Below are 15,339 nucleotides of genomic sequence, written 5' to 3'. Positions count from 1 at the left end.
TTTGCGCGCCAGCGTTTCGTCGGTTAAGCGAAATCCACACATCAAGCCGTATGGAAGTTTGTCGTTCGATGCCGCTGACCCGGGGCCGAATTGTAGGACACGACAACGAACGATTGGCGTTCAAGTTCACCATGCAGAATGGGGACGAGCCGATCGAATGCCAGATCAGTGACGCTGCCATGGACGAGCTTGCTGGCGTCAAGGGAACCGAGAGCCTGGCAAGACAGGCGCAGTTTTTGGCGTTGCGAGATGCCGTCGAGCGCATCGCCTCCGACATGTTCGACGCGGCGCCGGCCGTGAAGGGCTATGTCGTCAGAATATTCACCAAGCACATCCCGAAATAGCGCCCCGGCGCGGCAAGGTATCGCGCCGCGGTCTCGTCCTCTCGACAGACGGCTTCCGAACCGGCAACCTGCGCGCACAAAATCAAAGACGCCATCGGGGGAACTATCGCCATGAGCAAGCCAGCCAAGACCGAAGCCGAACTCATTGCGATGGCAAGGGCCGAGTTGAAGGTCCATGCCGATTGTCCCGATGGAATGGTGATCTCGGTGCTCCGCGACGGCGACTCCTGGGAGTTTCGCGTAAGTGCCGAACAGGCGACGATAGACAGACCGGGCTATCCCGAATGCGTCGCGATGGTGGTGCAGATCGGCGATCACCTCTGTAAGCAGTACGACGTCAAGGAGTGAGTAGACCGTGAGGCGTTGCGCGCCTTTCCTATTTCGCAGGATTGCGTGCGGCGTAGGCGGTGCGAAGTCCCGGCACGAAGCCGCACGCCTCGTAGAAGCGATGCACGCGCGGATCGGCCCGGCCGCTTTGCATCAGGACCTGATAGCAATCCTGCTTCCACGCCTCCGCCAGGGCTGCCGCGACCACTGCGCGGCCGTGGCCGCGTCCCTGGAAGTCGGGATGGGTGGCGACGTTTTCGAGAACGCCGTGCTGACGACCGCCGCGCAACAAGTTGGGCGTGGTGATGAGCGTGCAGGTTGAAACGATTCTACTGCTTTCGTCCGCTACAAAGATCATTATTCCTTCGCGGGCGAGGATCTGCGCCCAAATTATTCTAGCTCGTTCCGGTTCGGCACTCCGGCTGACGTCGGACTCGGCAAACAGCGCCAGCAGCGCGCCGAGATCGCCGACATTTACCAGTCGCGCATTTGTCATCCGTGAGCTCCTTGATTGAAACCGTTTCCATCCCAAATCGTAGCTTCCCAAACGGCCAAATAGCGCGAGAGACGGACTAATTTTTATGCATCCCAGGAATACACACCGAGCGCTGGTTCCGGTCGCGATCGCTGTCGTGGTCGCGGTCATCGGCACCGCGCTTTTCGCGGTGGAATTGCGGACCAAAGACGTGGTCGCGGACAACGGCATCAGCATGATCACGACGGCTGTCGTCCAGAAGGCCGGCGCGACGGCTTATCCGACCGCCCGTGACATCGGCTCGGATCAGATCAGCTACGTCCCGTAACTCTGCACCAGGCTTCCCGCCACCAGCGACCAGCCATCGACCAGCACGAAGAAGATCAGTTTGAACGGGAGTGACACCACGACCGGCGGCAGCATCATCATGCCCATCGACATCAGAACCGACGCCACCACCAGATCGATGATCAGGAAGGGCAGGAACAAGAGGAAGCCGATCTCGAAGGCGCGCTTCAGCTCGGAGATCATGAAGGCCGGCACCAGAATCCGCAGCGACATCTCTTCCGGCGTCGCCGGCGGCGGCTCGCGCGACATGTCCAGGAACAGCTTGAGGTCCTTCTCGCGGACGTTCTTCAGCATGAAGCCGCGCAGCGGCACGGACGCCCTTTGCAGCGCGTCCTCGACGCCGATCTGGTTGGCGACCAAAGGCTTGATGCCGTCGTCATAGGATTTTTGCAGCACCGGCCCCATTACGAACGCGGTCAGGAACATTGCGAGCGCAATGATCACGGAGTTCGGCGGTGCGGTCGCGGTGCCCAATGCGGTGCGCAGCAGCGACAGCACCACCACGATCCGGGTGAACGACGTCATCATGATCAGGATCGACGGCGCGATCGAGAGGATCGTCAGCAGCGCGATCAGCTGGATCGCGCGTTCGGTGACGCCGCCACCGCCCTGGCCGAGATTGATGCTGATGTCCTGCGCCAGCACCGGATCGACGAGCGATCCGGCGGCTATCAGTGCGACAAAAAATAAAACTCTACGCGGGGCTTTCGCCGATCTCACGAAGGAGACTTCGGGCGGCCCAGCAATGAGGCCATCTCGTCTTCGAGGTTCTCAAACCCGGTCTTCTGCGGCGCGGGCGCGGGGGGCGGGGCGGGCGTCTCGCTGCGCGCGGGGCGGGCAGGCGGCGGCTCGGGCGCGACCGGCGGTGCGATCGGGGCATCGGCCGGCCGGCGCAAGGCAGCTTCGAGCCGCTGCGCCATCTCGGCGAGATTCTGGTCGGCGGATTGCGGCGGAGGCGCAGGCGGCGGGGGTGGCGGCGGCGGTGCTGCGGCACGCTCGGGCGCGCGGACCGGCGGCGGCGACTTCGGCGGCTCCATCTGGCGCTGCGGCCGCGGCATCATGGGTTCGGTGCGGGCCGGGCGCTGCGGGACCGGATCTGGACGCGGTTCCGGCCGGCCGCCCATCGGCTCCGGCGAAAAGCTTGCCAGCGGATCGGTGCGGCGCTCCGCCATCGGCGGCGGCGCCGGGCGGCGGAGTTCGTCGGCGAAAGCGGGACGTGCCGGGCGCGGCGGCGGCTCGGGCATTTGCGGTTCGGCATGATCGAACGGGTCGCGGGCGCTCTCGTCGTTCCAGCCGGCATCCGGCAGCGGGGCGATGCGCGGCGGCTGCTCGCCGGTGACCGCAGGCCGCGGCGCCATCTGGTCACGGCCCGGCATGGCACGGACGATATTGGGTTCCACCACGATGTCGCTGGGGCCGCCGATCATCAGGAGATGTTCGACATTGTCGCGCCGGACCAGCACCAGACGCCGGCGGCCGTCCACGGCGGCGGCGTCGATCACGGCCAGCCGCGGCATCCGCCCGCGATTGGTGTTGGCGCCGAGGCGGTTGGTGGCGAAGCGGCGCACCAGCCATGCGGCGACGCCGATCAGCGCCAGCACGGCGATGAATGCGAAGATGAAATATGCTGTCTGCATTCTCTAGTCCCCGGCCTCAGGCCGTTCTCACATGCTTGCTTCGACGTGCGTGGATCTGATCTTCCAACTTGAACATGATTCTTCCGGATTCATGTTCCGAAACGATCTTCATGTTCCGAAGCGATCCGTCGACCGGCGAATCACGCCCGAGATCAGCCCTATTCCTTAATTCCCCACGGCAAACGCTGCCGCCCATTAATTAATAGACCAAGAATCGCTTGATCCAAAACGACTTCTGAGCGCCCCCGGCCGCGTCGGCCGTTGCTGGTTAACGCAGGTTTCGTGGCGAAAATGCGCTCTTTTGGGCGCCGGCGCCGGCGCAAACGCGTTGTCCACGGCCTGTTTCTGCGGATTTTAACCAGCCGTTAACCATACACCGGGCAAATTCTGCCTACCTCCCGGCGACTGCCAGAGGTTAACGAGGACCCGCTCGCGATGGCCATCAACGACCTTCCGATCCTGTCGGCGCTGCGCACCAAGATGCAGTGGCATCAGGAACGCCAGCGGGTGCTCGCCGAAAACATTTCCAACGCCAATACCCCGAACTTCAAGCCGCGCGACCTGGTGGAACCGAAATTCGACAAAAAAGGCTCCGCCGCCACCGTCGGCGGAACTTTCGGATCGATGGCGATGATGCGCACCAGCGCGAGCCATATCGCCGTGTCCGGCGGCGGGCAGACCTTCGACGGCGATGGCGGCAAGAGCGGTTTCCTGACCCGGCCGGCCGGCAACGCCGTCAATCTGGAAGATCAGATGATGCGGGTCTCCGCCAACCAGATGGACTATGCGGCGGCCACCTCGCTCTACACCCGCAGCCTCGGACTTCTCAAGACCGCGATCGGAAAGCGCTGACGCGCCGCATTTAGGGGAACCGGATCATGGCAGATGATGGTGGAAGCGACTTCGCCCGCTCGATGAGCATCGCGACCTCGGGCTTGCGCGCGCAGGCCGGGCGGATGCGGGTGATCTCGGAAAACATCGCGAACGTGGATTCCACCGCGCCGACTTCCGCCGGTGATCCCTACCGCCGCAAGGTGCCGACCTTCTCCTCGGCGCTGGACCGCACCATCGATGCGAAAGTGGTGACCCTCGGCAAGGTGCGCACCGACCAGTCGGCGTTCCGCGTCAAGTACGAGCCGAGCAACCCGGCGGCGGACGCCGCCGGCAACGTCAAATATCCCAACGTCAACCCGCTGGTCGAAATGACCGACATGCGCGAAGCCCAGCGGTCCTATGAGGCCAACCTCAACATCATCAGCGCCACGCGCCGGATGATTCAACGCACGCTCGACATCCTCAAGGCCTGAAACAGGAATCATAGACCATGGCTTCACCGACAGTTGCAGCAAACGCCTACGCCGCGCTCTCGCGCATCATGGAGACCGGCGGCGCCGAGAAGGGCGGGAAGACTTCGGGCGGCCCGTCCTTCGGCGCGCTGCTCAAGGATGCCGTCGGCAGCGTGATGGAGGCCGGCAAGAAGTCCGACGCCCAGACCATCGCGATGACTTCGGGCAAGGCCAACGTCATGGACGTGGTGACCGCGGTGGCCGAGACCGACGTCGCGGTCTCGACGCTGGTATCGGTACGCGACCGGGTGATCCAGTCCTACGAAGACATCATGAAGATGCCGATTTGACCGCGAAAGCGATCATCCCGGGGCGCGCGTAAGCGCGAACCTAAGATGTGCAATTGCACATCGGCGGATCTCGAGATTCCGGGTTCGATGCTTCGCATCGCCCCGGAATGACACCGTGGAAAGAGCGAGACAAAAAATGACCGGTGCTGAAACCCTCGACGTGGCGCGCGATGCGATCTGGACCATTGTGGTGGTGTCGTCGCCCCTGATGGTGGTCGGCCTCGTGGTCGGCGTCGTGGTGTCGCTGTTCCAGGCGCTGACGCAGATCCAGGAGCAGACGCTGATCTTCGTGCCGAAGATCCTGGCGATCTTCGTGACGTTGTTGCTGGCGTTGCCGTTCATGGCGGATTCGCTGCAGGGCTACATGATGCGGATATCGTCGCGAATCATAGGCGGATGATGCACTGTGCGTAGACCATGCGCATCGATGTCTCCATGCTGCCGGCCCTTGCCGCGACTTTCATGCTGGTGTTCGCCCGCGTGGGGGCGATGGTGATGCTGTTGCCGGGATTTGGCGAGAGCAACATCCCGGTCCGGATCAAGCTCGCGATTGCGCTGTTGCTGACGCTGATCATCCTGCCGCTGCACCGCGCCGCCTATCAGGTCGATTTGACCTCGATGAGCGCGATGGGCGTTCTGATGGTGCACGAGATCGTCATCGGCGTGGTGCTCGGCGCCACCGCGCGGGTGACGCTGTCGGCGCTGGCGGTCGCAGGCTCGGTCATCGCCCAGCAGCTCGGCCTCGGCTTCGTCACCGCGGTCGATCCGACCCAGGGCCAGCAGGGCCTTCTGATCGGCAACTTCCTCACCATCCTCGGCATGACGCTGTTGTTCGCCACCGACACCCATCACCTGGTGATTGCGGCGCTCAACGAGAGCTACCGGATCTTCTCGCCGGGCGAGACGATGCCGACCGGCGATGTCGCGGCGCTTGCGACCCGGGCTTTCACCGCCGCCTTCAAGATCGGCCTGCAATTGTCGGCGCCGTTTCTGGTGTTCGGCATCGTCTTCAACATGGGGCTCGGCATTCTGGCGCGGCTGATGCCGGCGATGCAGGTCTATTTCGTCGGCGTGCCGCTCTCGATCATGATCGGCTTCCTGATCTTCGCCGCCGTCCTCACGGCGATGATGGGCACCTATCTGAACTACTTCACCGGCGTCATGCACGAGCTCACACCTCTTAGATAGAGCATGATCCGGAAAAGTGGGTACCGGTTTTCCGAAGAGATCATGCTCAAATAAAGCACCCAAGGCGCCGCGATGGCCGACGACAGCGACGATAAGACAGAAGACCCTACGCAAAAGCGTCTCGACGACGCGCATGCGAAGGGCGACGTTGCCAAGAGCCAGGAGGTCAACACCTGGTTCGTGATCGCGGGCGCGACGCTGGTGTTGTCGACCTTCTCGGGCTCGATCGGCGGCGGCATCCTGATGCCGATGCGCAATTTGATCGCCAATGCCGGCACGCTGCGCGCGGACGGCTCGGCGCTGCTGCAACTCGGCAATACGCTCGGCATTGCCGTGCTGGCGGCGATCGGCGTGCCGCTGCTGATGCTGATGATAGCGGCCATCGCCGGCAACATGATCCAGCACCGGCTGGTGTGGTCGTCGGAATCGCTCACGCCCAAATTCAGCAAGGTGTCGCCCGGCGCCGGCTTCAAGCGTATCTTCGGCAAGCAGGCGCTGGCGAATTTCCTCAAGGGCGTGTTCAAGCTGGTCGCACTCGGCGCCGTCATGATGGCGGTGCTGTGGCCGGAGCGGCACCGGCTGGAGTCGTTCCTGGCCTTCGACCCGACGGCGATCATGGGCGTCACCACCAGTTTGACGCTGCATCTGATGGGCGCGGTGGTGGCGATGCTGGCTGCCGTGGCGATCGCGGATTACTTCTTCCAGTACCGGCAGTGGTTCGAGCGGCAGAAGATGTCGTTGCAGGAGATCAAGGACGAGTTCAAACAGTCCGAAGGCGACCCTCACATCAAGGCCAAGATCCGGCAGTTGCGCCAGGCCAACATGAAGAAGCGCATGATGACCGACGTGCCCAAGGCCAGCGTGATCATCACCAACCCGACCCACTATTCGGTGGCGCTATCCTACGACCGCGGCATGTCGGCGCCGGTCTGCGTCGCCAAGGGCGTCGACAATATCGCGTTCAAGATCAGGGAGATCGCCAAGAAACACGACATTCCGATCGTCGAGAACGTGCCGCTGGCGCGCGCGCTCTATGCCACCGTCGATGTCGACGAGGAAATCCCGGTCGAGCACTATCATGCGGTTGCCGAAATCATCGGCTTCGTCATGGGGTTGAAGCGCGACGCTGCCGGCCGTCGCAACTGAGGGATGGGTCGGAAATTACCTTGAAATGCGTTGGATAAGGCCTTGGACGATAATTTTTTACGTGTTTTCTTCACTCGAACCGGTGCCCATTTCGCTTGAAACCGCTATTGATGCCAATTAGCCGCCTGATGGACTTGCGCTTGCCGGTCCGATTCAGGCACTCAAGGGCGCGCAGATCAGCGCGCCATCCCATGCCGACGGGCTTGCGTCCCCTGATATGACCGCCGAAACCGACAGCCATCCGTCCCCCGAGCCCTTCGCGGCCCATGAGCCGGCGCGGCGTAGCGGCAGCATCGTGCTGGTGCTGCTGGTGGCCGCCGGCATCGTCGCGATCGCGGTCGTGCTGATGACCATCGGCCGTGCCCAGGCCCAGCCCTATATCCTCGGCGTGCTGGCGCTGCTGGCCATGGTCGGCCTGTTCAATCTGTTCGCCTTTGCCGCGGGGATCATCCGGTTCACCGACCGCTCTACCGACGATCCGGTGATGGGGCGGATCGCCGACCACGCCCATGACGGGCTCGCGGTCACCGATTCGCGCGGCCACGTCGTCTATTCCAACGCCGCCTATCTGGCGCTGACGGGGGCCGCGACCGCCCAGGAGGTGCGCCCAATCGAGCGCGTCTTCATCGGCAATCCCGATGTGTCGGAGGCGGTGTTCCGCCTGCTCAAGGCGGCGCGCGAGGGCAAGCGGCAGCAGGAGGAAGTCCGGATCGCAGGAACCGACGGCGCCCATGGCCGCTGGCTGCGGATGCGGGTCCGTCCGCTCGGCGCCAGCAAGCGCGAGGCGAAATATTCGGTGTGGTCGATCGCCGACATCACGCGGGATCGCGAACGCCAGGAGGACGTCTTCAAGGAATTGCAGCACGCGATCGAATATCTCGATCACGCGCCTTGCGGCTTCTTCTCGGTCAGTCCTTCAGGCGAGGTCGTCTATGTCAACGCGACGCTGGCGGGCTGGCTCGATCACGACCTTGCCGAGATCGGATCGGGCGGCTTGAAGCTGACCGATATCGTATCGGGCGACGGCGCCTCGCTGCTGACCTCGATCGTGGCGGTGCCGGGCGAAGTCAAAACCGAAGTGCTCGACATCGATCTGCGCATGCGCAGCGGCAGGACCATGCCGGTGCGGCTCTATCACAAGCTGGCGTTCGGCGCCGACGGCGTGCCCGGCGCGTCGCGGACGCTGGTGATCAGCCGCGCGCGCGACGAGCATTCCGACCCGGAACGCGCCGCCGAAGTGCGCTTCATGCGGTTCTTCGACCATACCCCGATGGCGATCGCGACCGTGGACCGCGCCGGCGCGGTGGTGCGCGCCAATGCCCGCTTCGCCAAGCTGGCGCAAAGCCTGAGTGCGGATGGTGCCGCGAACAAGTCGATCTTCCGCAGCGTGAACGCCCGCGACCGCAGCCTGCTGATCGCGGCGATCAACCAGGCCGCCGAAGGGCAGGGCGACATCGCGCCGGTCGAAGCCATGCTCGACGGTGCCAAGGAGCGCTGGGCGCAATATTTCGTCACCGCGGTCGAGGAGGACGAGCGCGAAACCGAAGCCGCCATCGTCTACATGCTGGAAACCACCGAGCGGCGCACGCTCGAGAACCAGATCAACCAGTCGCAGAAGATGGACATGGTCGGCCAGCTCGCCGGCGGCATCGCGCATGATTTCAACAACGTGCTCTCGGCCATCATGATGGCCAACGACTTCCTGCTGAACGCGCACAAGCCGACCGACCCGTCGTTCCAGGACATCATGCAGATCAAGCAGAACGCCACCCGCGCCGCGACGCTGGTGCGGCAACTGCTCGCGTTCTCGCGCCGCCAGACCCTGCGGCCGCAGGTGCTGGATCTCGGCGACGCGCTATCCGATCTCACCATGCTGCTGCGCCGCCTGATCGGCGAGAAGGTCAAGCTCGACCTCGTGCACGGCCGCGATCTCTGGCCGGTGAAGGTCGACGTCTCGCAATTCGAACAGGTGATCGTCAATCTCGCCGTCAACGCTCGCGACGCGATGGCCGATGGTGGCAAGCTGACGGTCAAGACCAGTAACGTCACGACGGATGAAGCCGCGCTGTTGTCCTACAAGGGCATGCCGGCGGCGGACTACGTCCGGATCGACGTCGCCGATACCGGCACCGGCATCCCCGCCGAGATCGTCGACAAGATTTTCGAGCCGTTCTTCTCCACCAAAGAGGTCGGCAAGGGCACCGGCCTCGGGCTGTCGACCGTCTATGGCATCGTCAAGCAGACCGGCGGCTTTGTTTACGTGGATTCGACGGCGGGGGAGGGCACCACGTTCCGCATCTTCCTGCCGCGGCACCGTCCCGAACTGGAAGCCGCCCCCGAACCGCAGGTCACCAACGGCGCCGCCAAGGAAGCCGTGGCCGAGCCGCCGAAGCCGCAGGCCGATCTCACCGGGCAGGGCACCATCCTGCTGGTGGAAGACGAGGACGGCCTGCGCTCTCTCAACGCGCGCGGTCTTCGCTCGCGCGGCTACAGCGTGATCGAGGCCGCCAACGGCATCGAGGCGATGGAAGCGCTGGAAGAGAAGAACGGCGCCGTCGATCTTGTCGTCTCCGACGTGGTGATGCCGGAAATGGACGGCCCGACGCTGCTCAAGGAAATGCGGCAGCGCAATCCGAACCTCAAGATCATCTTCGTCTCCGGCTATGCCGAAGAGGCCTTCGACAAGAGCCTGCCGGAAAACGAGCAGTTCGCCTTCCTCGCCAAACCCTTCGCGCTCAGTGCACTGGTCGCCAAGGTGAAGGAAACCATGACGGCGCCGTAACCGCTTTCGGTCTTCGGTCCGGATTTCAGGATTTGCGAGGCGGGAGCGGCCCTTGTTGTCACCTTTGGGCCGGAAAACCCACGCCACCATACATTTGCCGTTCTGAACGGGGTTAAGGTGTCCGCTTACGGCACCGACGCTGCTCACGAAGGCAAGTTGCATGACCGATCCTGCCACGGTTCCTGAGGCGGCTGACGCCGCGGAAACAGCGTATTTTCTGCGCCGTTTCGCCGACATGATGTCCAACGGGCAGAACGCCGAAAATCTGCTGCGTGCGGCCGACCTGATCGACGGCCTGATGGCGCGCGTTTCCGGCGCCTTCGATGAGGAACAGCTGTGGCGCTACAAGTACGAAACCGTGAGCCACCAGAATGAGGAGCTGGAAACCGAATGCGAAAGCCTTCGGCATGACATCGAGCGGCACGTAAAGCTTTCCAGTTTCATCATCACCGAGCGCGATACGCTCAAGACGACGCTGCAGGGGCGGGAGGCGGAGCTGCTCGAACTCGGCGATACGCTGAAGCGAGCGCAGGAAACCTTGAAGGGAGCACAGGAGGAGGCCGCGACGAAATCGCAGGCCCATGAATCCGCCCTGGCCGAGCTTGGTACAGGCTTCGATCAGGAGCGTGTCGCGCTGAAGGCAAGCCTGCAAGCGAGCATCAAGCAAATCGAGCAGCAGCGCAGCGAGTTTCTGCGCGAGCGCGACGAGCTCTCGGCAAAGCTGTCGCAGAGCGAGGCCGTCATGGCCGAGTTCAGGCTTGCCTTTGATCGTGAGCGTGACGATTGGCAATCCAGACTGCGGGCACGCGAGGACGAACTTGCGACCATGCGCGTCGCGACCGCGAACGAACACGAGGAGCTGCAGCAGAGGATCGAGACGCTCGAGGCCAAGCGGGAGGAACTTCGGTCGGCCTTTGACCGGATCAGCCAGCTCGGCGTTGCAGCCACCGACCCGCGCGCGGAAGCCCAAGGCGGCTCACCTCCGGTTCAACCGCAAGAGCGGGATTCAGCGCCCCGGGATTCGGCGCCCGGAGAAAACAGCGCGGTCGTGTCGAAAGAGACCCTGCGCCAGGCGCGGGCGCAATTCGAATTTCTGGCCAAGGAATGCGTTCGCCGCGGCGATGTCGCGACCCAGGCCATGTGCGAGCTCGGGGCCCACACCATGGATCAGGCCCTCGTGGCCGAGGAAACATCGCATCCATCGCCGGTCGGTGAGGTGGCGTTAAGCATCCTCGGGCCGATCCGTGCATCGGTCCCTGGGCCGGCCCTTGGACCGGTCGCCGCCGATCCCCATCCGACTCGCCAGGTCAGCGCGGAAAACTTCTGAATTCCAACGGGTTCAAACCCACAACCGGCCTAATCGTCACATCCCCGCGACTGAGGGCCGCAGCGCTTGTTCCCGTTTACGGCTTCACTTTTAAGCGGCTCTGCCCATCTTAGGGGCTGCTTCCCCATGCCGGGGAATTGAGGAAACAGATATGAATTTCTCGCAACGAACGCGCGGAATTGTTCGGGCCTTCGCCATCGTCCTGTCGCTGGCGGTTCCCGCCGCGATGGCCATTACGGCGGCTGACGCCCGGGTGGGCGGCGGCAACAGCTCCGGTTCGCGGGGGTCGAAGACCTATTCGGCTCCGCCCAGCACCACCACGGCGCCCAATGCGGCGCAGCCCATGAACCGTACCTTCAGCCAGCCGGGCGCACCGGCGGCCGCTGGAGCCGCCGCAGGGGCAGCCAAGGGTGGCTTCTTCAGCCGGCCCGGTATGGGCATGATGATGGGCGGTCTCGCCGCAGGCTTCCTCGGCGCCGGCTTGTTCGGCATGCTGTCCGGTGGCGGGTTGGCCGGCGGCCTCGGCGGAATAATGTCGATCATCGGCCTGGTGCTGCAGATCGGCTTGATCCTGATCGTGGTCAAGTTGGCGATGTCGTGGTGGCAGCGCCGCCACACGCCGGCGAACGCTTATGCCAATTCCGGTGCCGGACCTGCCGCGGGTTCAGCCCCGCCGCAAACCGGCTTCGGCTCCGGAATGGGTTTTGGTCTGGGATCAAGCACCCCCGCGCCGCTCGAGATCGGACCTTCCGACTACGAGGCGTTCGAACGGCTGCTCGGCGAAGTCCAGGCCGCATGGTCGAACGAGGACGTCGCGAAACTGCATACGCTCGCCACGCCCGAGATGGTGTCGTACTTCACCAAGGACCTCGAGCAGAACAAGGCCAACAACGACGTCAACAAGGTGTCCGACGTCAAGCTGCTGCAGGGCGACCTCGCAGAAGCCTGGCGCGAAGGTCAAACCGACTATGCGAGCGTCGCGATGCGCTTCTCGCTGGTCGACAAGACCCTGGAGCGCGGCACCAACCGTCTGGTCTCGGGCAGCGAGACCCCGATCGAGGCGACCGAGGTGTGGACCTTCGCCCGGCAATCCGGCGGACACTGGGAACTCTCGGCGATCCAGCAGACCAACTGATCTTCTGCTGAACGCTCAAGATGCAAGGCGCCGCGGTTCATTCCGCGGCGCCTTTTGCTTTGCCGCTATGCCTCCGGAATAACGATGGCCGCGGCGTGTTGATGACGGCGTACCAACAAGAAAAAATGGGAGGCTTCGATGAACCTTGGTTCCAGACTGATCTCACCGGCCGGTTTCGCCTTCGCGGCGATCTCGGTTATGGCCGCAGCGCCGGCACAGGCGCAATCGGCCGACACCAGCTTCTTCGTGACCAGCAACGGCATCGGCAATGGCGGCAATCTCGGCGGCCTCGCCGGGGCCGATAATCAATGCCAGACGCTGGCGCAGGCGGCCGGCGCGGGCGCCAAAACCTGGCGCGCCTATCTCTCGACCCAGGCCGCCGACGGCAAGCCCGCCGTCAATGCGCGCGACCGCATCGGCAACGGACCGTGGAAGAATTCCAAGGGCACGGTGGTCGCCAAGGATGTCGCCGAGCTGCACGGCAGCAACGGTCTTACCAAACAAACCGCGCTCAGCGAGAAGGGCGATGTCATCAACGGGCGCGGCGATACGCCGAACCGCCATGACGTGCTGACGGGCTCGCAGCCGGACGGAACGGCCTTTGCAGCCGGCGAGGACCGCACCTGCAAGAACTGGACGAGCAGCACGCAGGGAGCGGCGATGGTCGGGCACATCGACCGTGTCGGCCTGCGCGACGACGACGCCTCGAAGTCCTGGAATTCGTCGCATCCGTCGCGCGGACCGGACGGCGGCTGTTCGCAGAACGATCTGAAGAGCACCGGCGGCGACGGCCTGATGTATTGCTTCGCGGCGAACTGACGAAGTCATTCCCCGATGCGCAATTGCGCATCTGAGGGTGACGGAATGACGGAGGTGAGACGATGAAGATCATCGATGCGCAGGTTCACATCTGGTCGCAAACCGTGACGCCGACGTCGGGGCTGCATCGCAAGGTCGCGAAGTTCACGGCCGAGGAAGTTTTGCGGGAGATGGATGAGGCAGGGGTGGATGCCGCGCTGATCCATCCGCCAGCCGGCTGGGATCCCGATTCCAACGCGCTGGCGATCGAGGCGGCCCGGAAATATCCGGACCGCTTTGCCATCATGGGCAATTTTCCGCTCGAAAACCCTGACAACCGCAAGCTGATCCACGGCTGGCGCAAGCAGCCCGGCATGATGGGGCTGCGCTGGCCGCTGCTGCTGGAAGCGCACCAGAAATGGCTCTACGACGGCTCGCTCGACTGGCTGTGGCCCGCGGCCGAGCAGGAGGGGCTGCCGCTGGCGATGATGGGCGGACTGTTCCTGCCGAAATTTCGCGAGATCGCCGAACGGCATCCCGGCCTGAGGATGATCCTGGATCATTGCGGCCTGAACCGGCACGGACGGGACGCCGAGGCGTTCGTCCATCTCGACGAACTGGTGGCGCTGGCGCAGCTGCCGAACGTCGCGGTCAAGGCGACCGGCGCGCCGCATTATTCGACAAAACCCTATCCGTTCCGCAACATCCATGACGGGCTGCACCGTATCTTCGATGCCTATGGGCCGAAGCGGATGTTCTGGGGCACCGACATCACGCGAATGCCGTGCAGCTACCGGCAATGCGTCACGTTCTTCACCGAGGAGCTGCCATGGCTGAAGGGGGCCGATCTGGAGCACGTGATGGGCCGCGCGCTCTGCGACTGGATCGACTGGGACTATGCGAGCGTGCGCGGGTAGGGTCACAAGCGAAGCGCGCGCCGTTTAGAAGTCGTTAGCGATGTTCGTCAAGGTAAATATTCTTTTCAAGTTGACGCTTGGTGTTGCTCGGCTAGATCATTCAAACGGACGAAGTTGCGTGCAACTTCACGAATTTTCTTCAAGCCAGCAGGTATAATCATGTCTCGCGTTATTGCCGCCGCCTTCGCCACCGCGCTCGCCGCAGCCGTCATCCCGACCGCCGCTTCCGCCGGCTGCTATTCGTGCTACCAGCCGCAGCCCTGCTGCGGTCAGCAATATGTGCAGCAGGTGATCCCGGCGGAGTACCGCGCCGTGCGGGAGACCGTGATGGTTTCGCCCGGCCGCGTCACCGCGTATCGCACCCCGGCGCGCTATCGCACGGTGATGGTGCCGAAGACCGTGATGGTCTCGCCCGGCCGCGTCCACTATGAACGGACAGCCCCGCGATACGCCGTCCAGCAGCGCGTTGAAATGGTTGCGCCGGCCCGTGCCTATTATGCGCCGGTCGCGCCGCGCTGCGCCACCTGCGGTTATTGAGCCTCACGCAAGCCGCCATCGCCTGAAGCCGTCGCCCTGTCCGGCGACGGGCCCACGATCGCGGCGCTGTTGCTCGAAGAAGCCATGCCCGGGTTTGAGGCCGCCTTTCAGGCGGCCTTTTTCTTTTACTTTCTCTTTGACGCCTTCCTGGCGCTCTTCTTTTTGGCGGTTTTCTTTTTCGCTGCTTTTTTGACGTTCTTCTTGGCGGCTTTTTTCTTGGTCGTTTTCTTCCTGGCCAGATAGGCACCGACGTTTTTCGACGAATGCCCGACGGCGGCCACCGCAGTCGTCAGCTTCGCCGGGGTGACCTTGAACTTCTTCGACCAGTAGCGGACTTCGTGGGGCTGGCTGATGGCGATCAGGGCGCGGTCGGCGGCCTTGTGTTTCTGCTCCCCGATATAGGCTTCCACTTTCCTGGCGGAGTGGCCGACCTTCTTGACGGCGGCTTTCAGCTGGGCCGGCGTAATCTTCAATTTCTTCGACCAGTAGGCGACTTCGTAAGCTTCGCCCATTGCGATCAGCGCGGCATCGGCACCGCCGCGCTTCTTCTTGTTATCCGCCATCCCATTGCTCCTGTCGTGGTGAGGAATCCGGCACTCAAGGGAACCTAACACGGCCTCCCGCCTTCGGACAGATTCGCGCCTGACAGGCCGTGCGAAACGCATGGCGTGGCGATGGACGTCAGGACCGGGCGGCATTGTGACGAACGAAATACGGACTGATGTGTTATGGCTGCGAGCAG

At 63.6% G+C, this 15,339-nt stretch carries 19 protein-coding genes; 15 read left to right on the top strand and 4 right to left on the bottom strand.

Going from position 1 to position 15,339, the window contains the following annotated elements; translation table 11 throughout:
• The first annotated feature begins 50 nt into the window (after positions 1-50).
• On the top strand, positions 51-344 hold the full coding sequence (locus tag ABIE49_RS07510; protein WP_312010928.1) for a DUF1488 family protein: 294 nt from the start codon (positions 51-53) through the stop codon (positions 342-344).
• Positions 345-455: 111 nt separating this feature from the next.
• The gene (locus ABIE49_RS07505; RefSeq protein WP_192740256.1) at positions 456-692 is read left to right on the top strand and encodes a hypothetical protein; all 237 of its coding nucleotides are present in this window, start codon (positions 456-458) and stop codon (positions 690-692) included.
• A 28-nt stretch (positions 693-720) separates the two neighbouring features.
• On the opposite strand, the gene ABIE49_RS07500 is transcribed toward ABIE49_RS07505, so the two are convergent.
• Positions 721-1,167: a GNAT family N-acetyltransferase gene (locus ABIE49_RS07500; protein ID WP_192740257.1), complete on the bottom strand. Its 447-nt coding sequence runs from the start codon at positions 1,165-1,167 to the stop codon at positions 721-723.
• Between the two features lie 85 nt (positions 1,168-1,252).
• On the opposite strand from ABIE49_RS07500, the gene ABIE49_RS07495 reads away from it, so the two are divergent.
• Positions 1,253-1,474, top strand: a complete 222-nt coding sequence (locus ABIE49_RS07495) for a hypothetical protein (RefSeq protein WP_192740258.1) — start codon at positions 1,253-1,255, stop codon at positions 1,472-1,474.
• On the opposite strand, the gene fliP is transcribed toward ABIE49_RS07495, so the two are convergent.
• The gene (fliP, locus tag ABIE49_RS07490) at positions 1,462-2,214 is read right to left on the bottom strand and encodes a flagellar type III secretion system pore protein FliP (RefSeq protein WP_192740259.1); all 753 of its coding nucleotides are present in this window, start codon (positions 2,212-2,214) and stop codon (positions 1,462-1,464) included. The two genes, ABIE49_RS07495 and fliP, sit on opposite strands and share 13 nt — an antisense overlap.
• Positions 2,211-3,131, bottom strand: coding sequence for a flagellar biosynthetic protein FliO (locus ABIE49_RS07485; RefSeq protein WP_192740260.1), 921 nt, complete (start codon positions 3,129-3,131; stop codon positions 2,211-2,213). Before ABIE49_RS07485 ends, fliP begins: the two co-directional genes overlap by 4 nt.
• A gap of 435 nt (positions 3,132-3,566) precedes the next feature.
• Here ABIE49_RS07485 and flgB point away from each other — a divergent pair, with 435 nt between their 5' ends.
• The 12 genes from flgB (at position 3,567) to ABIE49_RS07425 (ending at position 14,597) form a co-directional block, all read left to right on the top strand.
• Positions 3,567-3,983 (top strand): flagellar basal body rod protein FlgB, encoded by a 417-nt coding sequence (gene flgB, locus ABIE49_RS07480; RefSeq protein ID WP_192740261.1) that lies wholly within the window; start codon positions 3,567-3,569, stop codon positions 3,981-3,983.
• A gap of 26 nt (positions 3,984-4,009) precedes the next feature.
• Entirely contained in the window at positions 4,010-4,438 is a 429-nt protein-coding gene (flgC, locus tag ABIE49_RS07475; protein WP_192740262.1) for a flagellar basal body rod protein FlgC, read from the top strand.
• A 17-nt stretch (positions 4,439-4,455) separates the two neighbouring features.
• A complete protein-coding gene (fliE, locus tag ABIE49_RS07470; RefSeq protein ID WP_192740263.1) occupies positions 4,456-4,767 on the top strand; it encodes a flagellar hook-basal body complex protein FliE in 312 nt (103 codons plus the stop codon).
• Between the two features lie 136 nt (positions 4,768-4,903).
• Complete coding sequence (fliQ, locus tag ABIE49_RS07465) at positions 4,904-5,167, top strand: flagellar biosynthesis protein FliQ (RefSeq protein ID WP_192740264.1); 264 nt, start codon at positions 4,904-4,906, stop codon at positions 5,165-5,167.
• Between the two features lie 17 nt (positions 5,168-5,184).
• Positions 5,185-5,955, top strand: a complete 771-nt coding sequence (gene fliR, locus ABIE49_RS07460; RefSeq protein ID WP_192740265.1) for a flagellar biosynthetic protein FliR — start codon at positions 5,185-5,187, stop codon at positions 5,953-5,955.
• 72 nt (positions 5,956-6,027) lie between these two features.
• Positions 6,028-7,101: a flagellar biosynthesis protein FlhB gene (gene flhB, locus ABIE49_RS07455; protein WP_192740266.1), complete on the top strand. Its 1,074-nt coding sequence runs from the start codon at positions 6,028-6,030 to the stop codon at positions 7,099-7,101.
• Between the two features lie 217 nt (positions 7,102-7,318).
• Entirely contained in the window at positions 7,319-9,883 is a 2,565-nt protein-coding gene (gene cckA / locus ABIE49_RS07450) for a cell cycle histidine kinase CckA (RefSeq protein WP_192740267.1), read from the top strand.
• A gap of 298 nt (positions 9,884-10,181) precedes the next feature.
• A complete protein-coding gene (locus ABIE49_RS07445) occupies positions 10,182-11,210 on the top strand; it encodes a hypothetical protein (protein WP_192740268.1) in 1,029 nt (342 codons plus the stop codon).
• A gap of 151 nt (positions 11,211-11,361) precedes the next feature.
• Positions 11,362-12,345, top strand: coding sequence for a Tim44 domain-containing protein (locus ABIE49_RS07440; RefSeq protein WP_192740269.1), 984 nt, complete (start codon positions 11,362-11,364; stop codon positions 12,343-12,345).
• A 198-nt stretch (positions 12,346-12,543) separates the two neighbouring features.
• Entirely contained in the window at positions 12,544-13,164 is a 621-nt protein-coding gene (locus ABIE49_RS07435) for a lectin (RefSeq protein WP_502915988.1), read from the top strand.
• 62 nt (positions 13,165-13,226) lie between these two features.
• Positions 13,227-14,060, top strand: a complete 834-nt coding sequence (locus ABIE49_RS07430) for an amidohydrolase family protein (protein ID WP_192740271.1) — start codon at positions 13,227-13,229, stop codon at positions 14,058-14,060.
• 159 nt (positions 14,061-14,219) lie between these two features.
• Positions 14,220-14,597 carry a hypothetical protein gene (locus ABIE49_RS07425; protein WP_192740272.1) on the top strand — a complete coding sequence of 126 codons (378 nt, stop codon included), beginning with the start codon at positions 14,220-14,222 and terminating at the stop codon, positions 14,595-14,597.
• 125 nt (positions 14,598-14,722) lie between these two features.
• Here ABIE49_RS07425 and ABIE49_RS07420 read toward each other — a convergent pair whose 3' ends face one another.
• On the bottom strand, positions 14,723-15,160 hold the full coding sequence (locus tag ABIE49_RS07420; protein WP_192740273.1) for a DUF3606 domain-containing protein: 438 nt from the start codon (positions 15,158-15,160) through the stop codon (positions 14,723-14,725).
• Positions 15,161-15,339 lie beyond the last annotated feature (179 nt).

Source organism: Bradyrhizobium sp. OAE829, assembly GCF_040546575.1.
Lineage (GTDB): Bacteria > Pseudomonadota > Alphaproteobacteria > Rhizobiales > Xanthobacteraceae > Bradyrhizobium.
Note: the sequence above shows the minus strand (reverse complement) of the source record. Positions and strands in the feature narration are given on the sequence as shown.